11 protein-coding genes are annotated in these 12,631 nt (G+C 66.4%); all 11 read left to right on the top strand.

The window, feature by feature from the left end; all coding sequences use genetic code 11:
* Positions 1-256 precede the first annotated feature (256 nt).
* Entirely contained in the window at positions 257-2,230 is a 1,974-nt protein-coding gene (locus HUX88_RS22940; RefSeq protein ID WP_176363251.1) for a TonB-dependent siderophore receptor, read from the top strand.
* Between the two features lie 21 nt (positions 2,231-2,251).
* A complete protein-coding gene (locus tag HUX88_RS22935; RefSeq protein WP_176363250.1) occupies positions 2,252-2,794 on the top strand; it encodes a molybdopterin-dependent oxidoreductase in 543 nt (180 codons plus the stop codon).
* Positions 2,791-3,348 carry a nitrogen fixation protein NifQ gene (locus HUX88_RS22930; RefSeq protein WP_176363249.1) on the top strand — a complete coding sequence of 186 codons (558 nt, stop codon included), beginning with the start codon at positions 2,791-2,793 and terminating at the stop codon, positions 3,346-3,348. The genes HUX88_RS22935 and HUX88_RS22930 overlap by 4 nt, the downstream gene beginning before the upstream one ends.
* Before the next feature lie 81 nt (positions 3,349-3,429).
* Entirely contained in the window at positions 3,430-5,349 is a 1,920-nt protein-coding gene (gene nosZ, locus HUX88_RS22925) for a TAT-dependent nitrous-oxide reductase (protein WP_117010433.1), read from the top strand.
* A gap of 57 nt (positions 5,350-5,406) precedes the next feature.
* Positions 5,407-7,596, top strand: coding sequence for a NosR/NirI family protein (locus HUX88_RS22920; RefSeq protein WP_176363248.1), 2,190 nt, complete (start codon positions 5,407-5,409; stop codon positions 7,594-7,596).
* Positions 7,593-8,888 carry a nitrous oxide reductase family maturation protein NosD gene (locus HUX88_RS22915; RefSeq protein ID WP_373886830.1) on the top strand — a complete coding sequence of 432 codons (1,296 nt, stop codon included), beginning with the start codon at positions 7,593-7,595 and terminating at the stop codon, positions 8,886-8,888. Before HUX88_RS22920 ends, HUX88_RS22915 begins: the two co-directional genes overlap by 4 nt.
* Positions 8,869-9,825 carry an ABC transporter ATP-binding protein gene (locus tag HUX88_RS22910; RefSeq protein WP_176363247.1) on the top strand — a complete coding sequence of 319 codons (957 nt, stop codon included), beginning with the start codon at positions 8,869-8,871 and terminating at the stop codon, positions 9,823-9,825. Before HUX88_RS22915 ends, HUX88_RS22910 begins: the two co-directional genes overlap by 20 nt.
* On the top strand, positions 9,809-10,633 hold the full coding sequence (locus HUX88_RS22905; protein ID WP_217916414.1) for an ABC transporter permease subunit: 825 nt from the start codon (positions 9,809-9,811) through the stop codon (positions 10,631-10,633). The genes HUX88_RS22910 and HUX88_RS22905 overlap by 17 nt, the downstream gene beginning before the upstream one ends.
* Positions 10,630-11,148 carry a nitrous oxide reductase accessory protein NosL gene (locus HUX88_RS22900; RefSeq protein ID WP_176363246.1) on the top strand — a complete coding sequence of 173 codons (519 nt, stop codon included), beginning with the start codon at positions 10,630-10,632 and terminating at the stop codon, positions 11,146-11,148. Before HUX88_RS22905 ends, HUX88_RS22900 begins: the two co-directional genes overlap by 4 nt.
* Positions 11,149-11,239: 91 nt before the next feature.
* On the top strand, positions 11,240-11,566 hold the full coding sequence (locus tag HUX88_RS22895; RefSeq protein WP_161093179.1) for a cytochrome c5 family protein: 327 nt from the start codon (positions 11,240-11,242) through the stop codon (positions 11,564-11,566).
* Between the two features lie 43 nt (positions 11,567-11,609).
* On the top strand, positions 11,610-12,629 hold the full coding sequence (locus HUX88_RS22890; protein ID WP_176363245.1) for an FAD:protein FMN transferase: 1,020 nt from the start codon (positions 11,610-11,612) through the stop codon (positions 12,627-12,629).
* Positions 12,630-12,631: the final 2 nt, after the last annotated feature.

Here is a 12,631-nt window from a genome sequence, read left to right as displayed (position 1 = left end):
GTCGTAGACCGACTAGTTCCTTTTGCTCGCGCGTATCCACCTTCGTGGGCATGGGCAAAGGGGCGGGCTTTGCCTACACTGGCGCTGGCCCGATGCGCAGACCTTGCCGTTTTGATTATCGCTATATAGCCATGTATATTGCGCATTGGTCTTCGTATCGCTATGGTGCGGGCTGGACTGGGCGCGGCGGCAGGCCGCCATTTTTTTTGTAATGCGCTATATACGTCGATATATAGCGATTGGAACGAGGAACTGGATGAACAAGAAGTCGAAATTGGCAGGGCAACTGACCGTGCTGGCCTCCGCGATGCTGGCGCTGGGCGCGAGCGCTCAACAGGGCGGCGAGACGCGGCCGTTTGAACTGGGCGTCGTGGTGGTGACCGGCTCGCTGGACCAGGTCGGCGAAATAGGGAAGGACCAGGTCGCCTCCGTGGTCAGCCGCAAGGAAATGCGCCAGTTTAATCGCGATAACGTCGGCGATGCGCTGAACCTGGTGTCCGGCGTGACGCTGTCGACCAATTCGCGCAACGAGAAGACCATCGCCGTGCGCGGCTTCGACGCGCGCCAGGTGCCATTGTTCATCGACGGCATTCCCGTCTACGTCCCGTACGACGGCTACGTGGACTTTGCCCGCTTCACCACGGCGGACCTGGCGAGCATACAGGTGGCCAAGGGATTCAGCTCGATGGCCTACGGGCCGAACACGCTGGGCGGCGCGATCAATCTCATTTCGCGCAAGCCCAAGGCCGCGATCGAAGGCGACGCCACGCTCGGCTGGATCAGCGGCAGGGCGCGCCAGGCCTCGGCCAACGTCGGCAGCAATCAGGGCAACTGGTATATGCAGGCCGGCGTGTCCTACGACCAGAGCGATGCGTTCCCGCTGTCGTCGGACTTCCGGCCGACGGCCACCGAGGACGGCGGCTCGCGCAACAACGCCTATCGCCGCGACAGCAAGGTGTCGCTGAAGTTCGGCCTGCTGCCGGGCGCCGGCGACGAATACGCGCTCAGCTATTACCAGCAGCACGGCGTCAAGGGACAACCGCCGTCGACCGACCCGCTGGCCGCGCGCTACTGGAAGTGGCCGTACTGGGACAAGGAGAGCCTGTACTTCATCTCGCGTACCGCGCTGGGCGCCAGCGAGTCGCTGAAGCTCCGGGCCTACCACGACAACTACGGCAACGAGGTCGACAGCTATACCAACGGCGCCTACTCCACGCTCAAGACGGCGGGGGCGGGCAGCGTGGGCACCGGCCGCAGCATCTACAGCGACTGGACCAACGGCGCGTCGATCGAACTGGAATCGCGCCGCCTGGCCGAGCACACGCTGCGCCTGATCTCGCACTACAAGCTCGACAAGCATCTGGAGCGCGACGCGAGCGCGACGACCACCGCCATCCTCAAAGATGAGCTGGTCTCGTACGCGGTCGAGGACAACATCCAGCTCCGTCCGTCGACGATGCTGTCGCTGGGCGCGGAGCAGCACCGGCTGCGGCCGCTGACGGTCTACAGCCTCGGCAACCCCTACACGCTGCCGGACGCCAAGATGGTGCGGGACTGGCAGGCCGGCCTGTTCAACGACCTCGCCGCCGGCGCCCGCGTGTACGCGACCGTCGCGCAGAAGTCGCGCCTGCCGACCTTGAAGGACCGCTACTCGCAGCGCCTCGGCACCTACATCGAAAACCCGGCGCTGAGCCCCGAAGCCGCGCGCAACTACGAGGTCGGCTACAAGGGACCGATCCAGGCCGCGTTCTTCTACAGCGAGATCCACGACAAGATCCAGGCCGTCGCCAACGTCTCCGGCAACCGCTCGCAGATGCAGAACGTGGGCAAGGTGCGCGCCTCGGGCATCGAGCTGGGCGGACAGCATACGTTGAACAGCCTGGTCGAACTGGCCGCCAACTACACCTACACCGACCTGAAGAACCTCAGCTCGCCATCCACCAGGCTGACCGACGTGCCACAGCAAAAACTGATCGCGCAAGCGCTGCTGCACCCGCGCGGCGACGTCGACGTCATCGCGCTGGCCGAGCACAACAGCAGCCGCTGGGCGTCGAACACGGTGCAGCTGGCCGGCTTCACCACCTTGAACCTGAAGGCCGCCTACCGGCCCGCGCGCGGCGTCACCGTCGAGGCTGGCGTGAGCAACCTGGGCGACCGCAACTACGCGCTGGCAGATGGCTTCCCCAGCGCCGGCCGGCAATGGTTCGGCAATGTCAGCTACCAATACTAACCACGTGCAAAGGAAATGATCATGATTTGTTCGATACGTAAGCTCGTACTCGCGGTGGCGCTGGGCCTGAGCGCCCACGCCTACGCACATCCCACCGACGGCGACGCCGCCAAATACGTCACCACCCAGCTGGCCGTGACCGGCGCGGTGGAGCACGTGCTGAAGCTGAGCGTGGCGGACCTGCGTCAGCTGCCGCCGCAGAAACTGGGGGAGGTGCCGATGGTGTGCCAGACCGGCGCCAAGCTGGGGCAGCTGGAAAACCTGAAGGGCGTGCGGCTGCGCGACCTGCTGGAGCAGGCGAACGTGGTGTCCCGCAACCACAACGACGTCAAGAAGATGGTGGTCATCGCCACCGCCAGCGATGGCTATGCGGTGGTGTTCTCGTGGTCCGAGCTGTTCAACTCGCCGGTCGGCGATGGCGTGCTGGTGTACTTTGAGAAGGACGGGGCGCCGCTGGCCGACGACGAGGGCCGCATCGCCATGGTCTCCAGCAAAGACCTGCGCCCCGGACCGCGCCACGTCAAATGGCTGCAGAGCATCGAGGTGAGGAGGATCGTGGAATGAGCCCGGCAGGCGAGCGCTTGCTGGTCAGGGCAATAGGCGGCGTGATCCGCAACGCGCAGGAGGGCGAGCTGCCGCTGTTCGCGTGGACGCTCGGCCTGCCACAGGCGGAACTGGTCAAGCTGCTCGCCCACTGCTACCCCGAACTCGGACCGATGGAGCCGATGCCGGAGCCGCAGTACCACGCCATCTCGCGCGCGGCGCCGCCGGAGCACGGCCGGCTGGTCACGCTGCTGCTGGCCGGCCGCTCGCAGCAGGCCGATCTGCGGCACGCGGCCTGGTTGGCCCACGCGATCGCCGCCGCAGCGCTGGGCAGCCGGCACCTGTGGGAGGACATGGGCCTGGGCGAGCGGGCCGACGTGTCGGCCCTGCTGCGGCATTACTTCGAGCCGCTGTACCGGCGAAATACCGGGCAGCTGAAATGGAAGCGCTTTTTATTCCGGGAGCTGGCGGAGCTGACCGGCGGCTACGGCGGCTGCGTCCCCGACTGTTCACGCTGTTCGCAGACGGCCACCTGCTTCCCGCAATCTGTGCCCGGCCAGTACGAATTCCCATGATCCACATCATTCTTTAATCCATGGTGTTACCCCGACAATATGCACTGTTGATCAATGACAACTGCATAGATTGGAGAACAGATGGATAGCAAGGATAATGGCGTCGATAACGGTGCCGAGCAAAGTGGACGCAGGGGCTTCCTGAGCAAGAGCGCGGCGCTGGGCCTGGCGGGCGTGACGCTCGGCCTGGTCGCATGCAAGGAAGAGGCCGGCGCGGCCAAGGGCGGCGCGGCCGCTCCGCAGAAGGAAGGCGCGAGCAAGGAAATCGCCCCCGGCCAGCTGGACGAGTACTACGCATTCATCAGCGCCGGCCACGGCGGCGAGGCGCGCGTGCTGGGCCTGCCATCGGGCCGCACGCTCAAGCGCATCCCGGTCTTCAACACCGACTGCATGGTCGGCTGGGGCGTGACCAATGAATCGAAGGCGATCATGGGCACCAAGGCCGACGGCACGCTCAAGTACACCACCGGCGACACCCACCACGTGCACGGCAGCTACAAGGACGGCACCTACGACGGACGCTGGCTGTTCGTCAACGACAAGATCCACTCGCGCCTGGCGCGCATCCGCATGGACACGATGGAGTGCGACAAGATCGTCGAACTGCCGAACGTGATGGGCTTCCACGGCCTGTTCACCGACAAGTGCGATCCGGTCGACACCAAGATCAACTACACCACGCGCGTCTTCTGCGGCGGCGAATTCCACATCCCGCTGCCCAACGACGGCCGCGACCTCGACGATCCGACCAAATGGGGCACGCTGTTCAGCTGCGTCAACGCCGAGACCATGGAACTGAAGTGGCAGTGCCGCATCGACGGCAACAACGACCTGGTCGCCACCAGCTACGACGGCAAGCTGGCCGCCTCCAACCAGTACAACACCGAGAACGCCGCCGACCTGAACGGCATGATGGCGGCCGAGCGCGACGCCTGCGTGTTCTTCAACATCGAGCGCATCGAAGCGCTGGTCAAGGCCGGCAAGTTCACCACCATCGGCGGCTCGAAAGTGCCGGTGGTCGACGGCCGCAAGGCAGCCAACAGCGATCCGAAGACCTCCGTGACCTGCTACGTCCCGGTCGGCAAGAATCCGCACGGCGTCAACGCCAGCCCGGACGGCAAGTACTTCGTCTGCTCGGGTAAATTGTCGCCGACCGCCACCGTGATCGAACTGAAGCGTGTGATGGCCTGGTTCAATGGCGAGCTCAAGGAACCACGCGACGCCGTCGTGGCGGAACCGGAAATCGGCCTGGGCCCGTTGCACACCGCCTTCGACGGCAAGGGCAACGCCTACACCTCGCTGTTCCTGGACAGCCAGTGCGTCAAGTGGAACGTCGACGCCGCCATCGCGCAATTCAAGGGCGACAAGACGGCCAAGGTCATCATCGAGAAAATGGACGTGCACTACCAGCCCGGCCACAACTACTCGTCGATGGGCGAGACCAAGGAAGCCGACGGCAAATACCTCAACTCGGGCAACAAGTTCTCCAAGGACCGCTTCCTGCCGGTCGGACCGCTGCATCCCGAAACGGAACAGCTGATCGACATCAGCGGCGGCAAGATGCACCTGGTGGCCGATCACACGGCTTACTCCGAACCGCACGACGGCATCATCGTGCGCCGCGACATCGTCAAGACGCGCCAGATCTACAACATGGACGACTTCCCGAACGCGGTCAAGCCGGAGAACGCCGGTATCGAACGCCATGGCAACAAGGTCCATGTGCGCCTGATGTCGCAGGCCCCGGCGTACAGCATGCCCATCATCAAGGTGAAGAAGGGCGACGAAGTCACGCTGACCCTGACCAACCACGACAAGGTGGAAGACTTGACGCACGGCTGCGCGCTGCCGACCTATAACATCAACTTCATCGTCAATCCGCAAGAGACGAAGTCGGTGACGTTCAAGGCCGACCATGCCGGCGCCTTCTGGCTTTACTGCACGCACTTCTGCCACGCGCTGCACCTGGAAATGCGCAGCCGCTTCCTGGTAGAAGCCTGACGGCGGTGAGTGTTGCCGCGCCGCGCGCTGTTGCGCGTGGTGCGGCCTCCTGAGACTATGATACCCAACACATCCATTATTCGTATTTTGCTGGCGTTGCTGGTCGCCTTGCTGTGCGGCGCGCCCGCCGGCGCGGCGGTGTACGACGCCGAATTGTCGCAAGGCCTGATGCACGGCCCCGACCTGTGCGCCAACGTGGCCTGCGCCGACGTGATGCCCGAAGCCACGCGCTTCTCGCAACGCATGGGTTCGCCGCAGTACGTGCAAGCCTTCCGCACCAAGCCCGGCAGCGCTGAGCAGCTGATCGGCTATGTCTTCCTGTCGACCGACGTGGTCGATATTCCCGCCTACTCCGGCAAACCCGTGGTCACGCTGATCGGCATGGACGTGCACGGCATCATCACCGGCGTGCGCGTGCTCAAGCATTCCGAACCGATCCTGCTGGCCGGCATTCCCGAGTCCGCGCTGCTCGATTTCATTCATCAATATGTCGGTCGCCGTGGCGACGCCAAGCTGGAAATCGGCCGTGGCGGCGACGGCAGCGCGGGCCTGGACGCCATCAGCGGCGCCACCGTCACCGCGATCGCCGAGAACCAGGTGATCTCGCGCAGCGCCTACGAGATCGGCCGCCAGGTCGGCATCTTCACCACCGCCGCGCGGCCGCCGGCCCGCTTCACACCCATCGACGAGCGCCTGGACTGGCGCAAGCTGGCCGACGAAGGAGCCGTCACGCACCTGCTGATCCCGGCCGCCGAAGTGGGCGTCGATCCCGCCGCCGGCCCGTACCTGGACCTGTATTTCGGCTACCTGAACACCCCCAGCATAGGCAACAGCCTGCTGGGCGAGGGCGCCTACAAGCGCCTGATGCAAAGCCTGGGGCCGGACGAGCACGCCATCTTCATCATCGGCGAGGGCCAGACCTCGTTCAAGGGCTCGGGCTTCGTACGCGGCGGCATCTACGACCGCATCCAGGTGCGCCAGGAGGCGCAGACCTTCACCTTCCGCGACACCGACTACCTGAACCTGTACCACCTGCAGCCGGCCGACGTGCCGGCGTTCACCGAATCGGCGATCTTCATCGTGCGCTCGTCGGGCTTCAACCCGGCCTGGCCGTGGACGCTCGGCGTGCTGGCCAACAAGCGCGACGCGGCAGGCGTCAAGACCTTCGCCCGCTTCGACCAGCAGTACTGGCTGCCCGCGCGCTATCTCGAAGGTGGTCATCCCGAGGTGGTGGTCGCGCGTCCCGCCTGGCAGGCGATCTGGCTGGGACGCGTGCCGCAGATCGCGCTGTTCGTCGCGCTGCTGGCCGTCACCGCCGTGCTGTACGCGATGCGCGACCGCCTGGTGCGCGCCTCCACCCGCCGCCACAAGCCGTGGATCAGCCGGCCTCGTCTGGTGCTGTGGATGTTCAGCGTCGGCTTCGTCGGCTTCTACCTGAAGGCGCAGCCCAGCGTGACGCAGGTGATGACCTGGGTCCATTCGCTGCTGCACCAGTGGAAGTGGGAGCTGTTCCTGTCCGACCCGTTCATCTTCCTGTTCTGGTGGTTCATGATCATCACCGTGCTGGTGTGGGGACGCGGCCTGTTCTGCGGCTGGCTGTGCCCGTTCGGCTCGCTGCAACACCTGGCGCTCAAGCTGGGTAGCGTCATCGGGCTCAAGCGCTGGCAAGGGCTGCTGCCCAAGCGCCTGCATGACCGCCTCAAATGGGTCAAGTATGTGATCTTCTTCGGCCTGCTGGCGGTGTCGCTGTGGTCGATGGAGACGGCGGAGCGCCTGGCCGAGATCGAACCGTTCAAGACCACCTTCCTGGTCGGCGTGTGGAACCGCACGTGGCCGTTCTGGATCTTCATCGGCGGCATCGTCGGCGTATCGATGTTCAGCGAGCGGCCTTATTGCAAGTACCTGTGCCCGCTGGGCGCAGGGCTTGCGTTGCCTGGCCGCTTCAGGTTGTTCGGCCTGAAGCGCAAATCCGAATGCGAGACTTGCCACGCCTGCGCCGCCGGCTGCGGCTCGCACGCGATCGACGCCAAGGGACGCATCGACCAGACCGAATGCATGTTGTGCCTCGACTGCATGGTGATGTACTACGACGACCACGCCTGCCCGCCGCTGGTCAAGGAACGCAAGCAGCGCACGGCCAAGGGCCAGGCGTTGACGCGGATCGGCGCGGACGGCTATTTCGTCTCGCTGGAAAGCCTGCGCGGCAGCTTGCGCGATGTCTCGGCCTCCGGCAAGGAGCAGCCGTGAACGGCGGAGGCAGGCCCAGGCCCAAGCCCGCGTTTGCGCTGGCGGCGTTGGTGCTGGCCACTGGCCTGGCGCTGTGCGCCGGCGCGGAAGCGGCGGTGCTGCGGGTGCGCGCCGGCGAGTCGATCGCTGCGGCCATCGCGCAGGCCAAGCCGGGCGACACGGTGCGCGTGGAAGTTGGCCGCTACGTCGAACACCTGCGCATCGACAAGCCGTTGACGCTGCAGGGCGAGGGCCGTCCCGTCATCAGTGGCGCCGGCAGCGCGGACGTGATCCGCGTCAGCGCGGCTAACGTCACGCTGGCCGGCCTGGTGGTGCGCGACAGCGGCATCGACCTGACCGCGCAGAACGCCGGCATCTACGTGCTGCCGGGCAGCCACCATGTGACCATCGCCGACTGCCAGCTGACCGCCAACCTGTTCGGCATCTGGCTGGAGCGCTCGGACGATGCCCAACTGCTGCGCAACGTGGTCACCGGCCGCGCCGACCTGCAATCGGCCGCGCGCGGCAACGGCATCCAGGTGTATGACACGCGCGGCGCGCAGGTGATCGGCAACCAGATCAGCGACACGCGCGACGGCATCTACGTCGACGTCTCGCGCGACGCGCTGTTCCGTGGCAACCGCATCCACCACGTGCGCTACGGCACGCACTACATGAACACCAACCACAGCACCTGGGAAGACAACGAGGTCTACCAGAACCGCGCCGGCCTGGCGCTGATGGAGGTGCGCGACCTGATCGTGCGACACAACATCGCCTGGGGCAACGCCGACCACGGCATCATGCTGCGCACCATCCAGGACTCGGTCATCGAGGACAACGTGGTGGCCGGCAACGACCGCGGCTTCTTCATCTACGACGCCGAATACAACATCGTGCGCCGCAACCTGGTGATCAACAACCGCACCGGCGTGCACCTGTCGGCCGGCTCGTCCAACAACCAGGTCGACGACAACGACTTCATCGGCAACGAGGAGCAGGTGCGCTTCGTGGCCGCGCAGGACGTGCAATGGGGCCGCACGGCCGGCAACTACTGGAGCAACTACGGCGGCTGGGACCAGAACGCCGACGGCATCGGCGACCTGCCGTACGAGGCCAACGACGTGGTCGACCGCCTCGGCTGGCAATACCCGCTGATGAAACTGCTCAGCGCCAGCCCCGCGCTGCAGACGCTGCGTTTCGTCGCGCGCCAGTTCCCGCTGCTGCGGGCGCCGAGCGTGGTCGACAAGCATCCGCGCATGCGGCCCGCCTCCCTTGATTGGAAAAAATGGCATGACATCTACCCACGTTGAACCCGCCGGCGCCGCCGTGTCGCTGGCCGGCGTCGGACAGCGCTTCGGCGCGGTGACGGCGTTGCATGACGTAACGCTCGACATCGCGCGCGGCGAAATGTTCGGCCTGATCGGCCACAACGGCGCCGGCAAGAGCACCTTGTTCAAGCTGATGCTGGGGCTGATCACGCCCAGCAGCGGCACGCTGCACGTGCTCGGCCAGCCCACCGGCGCCCCGGCGTTCCGCCAGGCGCGGCGCCGCATCGGCTACCTGCCTGAGAACTTCGTCACCTACGACAACCTCAGCGGCAGGGAAGTGCTGCACCTGTTCGCCGACCTGAAGCGGGTGGCGCGCGGCGCCTGCCCGGCGCTGCTGGAACAGGTCGGCCTGGCCGGCGCGGCCGACCGTCCGGTGCACGGCTATTCGAAAGGCATGCGGCAGCGGCTGGGCCTGGCGCAGGCGCTGCTGGGCGAGCCGGACCTGATCTTCCTCGACGAGCCGACCAACGGCCTCGATCCGCAAGGCATCGCCGACTTCTACGCTATCCTGCGCGCGGTGCGGGCGCGCGGCGCCACCATCGTCATCACCTCGCACATCCTGGCCGAGATCCAGGACCGGGTGGACCGGCTGGTGATCATGCACGGCGGGCGCATCGCCGCCCAGGGCACGCTGGCGCAGCTGCGCAGCGGCATGGCATTGCGGCTGGGCGTGGTGGCGACCGTGGCCGAAGCGGACCAGACGGCCGCCCTGGCCGCCCTGGCCGCGCTGCCGGGCGACGCCTCCGGCGCGCCGACGCTGGAACGCGAGGGCACGCGCTTCGACGTGCGCTGCGCCGCCGCCGACAAGCTGGCGGTGCTGGCCGCACTGCTGCCGCACGCGCGCGACATCGCGCTGCACGAGCCCACGCTGGAACAGGTCTTTCTCGGTTATGGAGGTGCGTATGCCAGCTCCCATTGAATGGCGCCAGGTGTGGATCATCGCCGCCAAGGAGTGGCGCGACCGTTTGCGCAACCGCTGGGTGCTGGCGGTGGCGGTGGTGTTCGCCGTGTTCGCGCTGGCGATCGCCTATTTCGGCGCGGTGCAGCAGGGGCAGGTGGGCTTCCACGGCGTCGACGCCACCATCGCCAGCCTGGCCAGCCTGGTCATCTACCTGGTGCCGCTGATCGCGCTGCTGCTGGGCTACGACGCCATCGTCGGCGAGCGCGAGCGCGGGGCGCTGGAGCTGTTGTTGTCGATGCCGATCAGCCGGTTCGAAGTCCTGTGCGGCAAATACCTCGGCCTGGCGGCTGCATTGACCACCGCCACCGCGCTGGGCTTCGGCGTCGGCCTGCTGCCGTTGTCGTCCGAGCTGACCGTGGGCGAGGGCGAACGCTACGCGCTGTTCGTCGCCAGCGCGGTGCTGATGGGGATGGCGTTCCTGAGCATCGCCGTGCTGGTGTCCGTGATCGCCCGCGACCGCGTGCGCGCCAGCGGCGCCGCGCTGGCCTTGTGGTTCTTCTTTGTTTTGGTGTTCGACTTGCTGCTGATGGGCGCCCTGGTCCTGAGCCAGGGCGGCCTGAGTAGTGGCGCCTTCGCCGCGCTGCTGATGCTCAACCCGGCCGACGTGTTCCGGCTGTTGAACGTGTTCAGCTCGGACCAGGCGCAGGGCATGTACGGCCTGGCCACCGTCATGCCGCCGGCCTGGACCCAGCCGGCGGTGCTGTTGGCGGTGATGCTGGGCTGGATCGTCGTGCCGTTTTATTTTGCTCACAGGAGATTTCGATGAAGCTTACCTATCGCCCGCGCTGGCGTTCCTGGCTGGTCGCCGCCACGCTGGCCGGTTGCGGCCAGATCGCCCCCTTGCCGCAGGCTCAGGAACCGAGCGCGGACACCGCTTGCGCGCTGGATGGCATGTTGTTGCAGGACTACGCCGGCGCCAAGGGCCAGATCCGCTATGCCGACGGCAAGACCGATTATTTTTGCGACGTGATGGAACTGCTGGGCGCGATGCTGGCGCCGGAGCAGCATCGCAGCGCCAACGCGCAGTACGTGCAGGACATGGGCGCGGCCGACTGGCAGCACCCGCAAGGCAACTGGATCGCCGCGCGCGACGCGGTGTATGTGGTCGGCAGCCGCGCCCGTGGCTCGATGGGCCCGACCATCGTGCCGTTCGCCCGGCAGACCGACGCCGCCTCGTTCGCCAAGCGCGACGGCGGCCAGGTGCTGCGCTTCGCCGATATCCGCGCGTCGATGCTGAGCGCCGCCCGCACGGCCGCCACGCACGCAGACATTGCGCATTGACGGCGCTCCCGATCCGGCCGGTGTCGGCCGGGATTTACGTCAGCGCGGCGAGCCGCGCTGGTTCAACCACCCGCAACAAAGAGGTTTAAAAATGAAAGCAATCCAACTCTTCGCCGCGCTGCTGATCGGCGGCGCCTTTACCGCCGCCACCGCCGCAGCTCCGGCCCCGGCCGACAGCGCCAAGGCCGAGAAGATCTACAAGGCGACCTGCATGGCTTGCCACGGCGCGGGCGTGCTCGGCGCGCCCAAGTTCGGCGACAAGGCGGCCTGGGGACCGCGTGTCGCCAAGGGCAAGCCTGCGCTGTACACCAACGCCCTCAACGGCTTCAAGATGATGCCGCCGCGCGGCGGCAATCCGGCCCTGAAGGACGACGAGGTCAAGGCCGTGGTCGACTACATGATCGCAAAGAGTAACTAACCGGTGGGGCACCTTCCACGGCGCCCCGTCATCGGAGAAAAGCATGTTGTGGAATTTTGTCAGGCGCGCCGCCTTGCTGGCGGCCGCGTTGTGGCTTGCGGCGGGCTGTGCGCGGCAGGAGCAGCGCCATGTCACCCAGGGCCATGTGTTCGGCACCACGGTGGAGGTGACGGTCTACGGCGGCACGCGCCAGCACGCCGATGCGGCGGCGGCCAAGGTGCTGTCGGAGTTCGACCGGCTGCACCGCAAGCTGCACGCGTGGGAGCCGAGCATGCTCACCGGCCTGAACGCGAGCATCGAGCGCGGCGAGCCGTTCAAGGCCGATGAGGAAATGGTCGGCCTGCTGCAATCGGCGACCAAACTGTCGGCCAGTTCGGACCAGTTGTTCAACCCGGCCATCGGCCATCTGATACGGCTGTGGGGATTCCAGAGCAGCGACATCTGCGCCCACGCGCCGAGCGCCGAGGAGGTGCGGCGCTGGGTCGACGCGCGGCCCAGCTTGAGCGACCTGCGCTACGACGGCACCACGATTTCCAGCGTCAATCCGGCGGTGATGATCGACCTGGGCGGCTATGCCAAGGGCTACGCGCTCGACCGCGCCGCCGCCATTCTGCGCGCCGAGCATGTGCAGGCGGCTCTGGTCAACATCGGCGGCAATGTGCTGGCGCTCGGCCAGCCGGGCGATCGTCCGTGGCAGGTCGGCATCCGCGATCCTCGCGGCAGCGGCACGCTGGCCATGGTGACGCTGCACGACAACGAGGCCATCGGCACCAGCGGCGACTACGAGCGCTACTTCATGAAGGACGGCAAGCGCCGTCCGCACATCATCGATCCGCGCACCGGCTATCCGATCGACCTGGTGGCGTCGGTCACCATCATCACCTCGGGCGGCAGCGATGTCGGCCTGCGCTCGGACGGCAATTCCAAGCCCTTGTTCATCACCGGGCCGGCCGGATGGGAGGCCATGTCGCGCCGCCTCGGCCTGAACGAGGTGATGATGGTCGACACCACGCGGCGCGTGTTGCTGACGCCGGCGATGCGCAGCCGCATGGAAGGATCTTGATC

The sequence above is a fragment of the Duganella sp. BJB1802 genome (assembly GCF_013369445.1).
Taxonomy (GTDB): domain Bacteria; phylum Pseudomonadota; class Gammaproteobacteria; order Burkholderiales; family Burkholderiaceae_D; genus Rugamonas; species Rugamonas vulcania_A.
The sequence above is the reverse complement of the archived record's forward strand: the minus strand, read 5'-3'. Positions and strand labels throughout refer to the sequence as shown.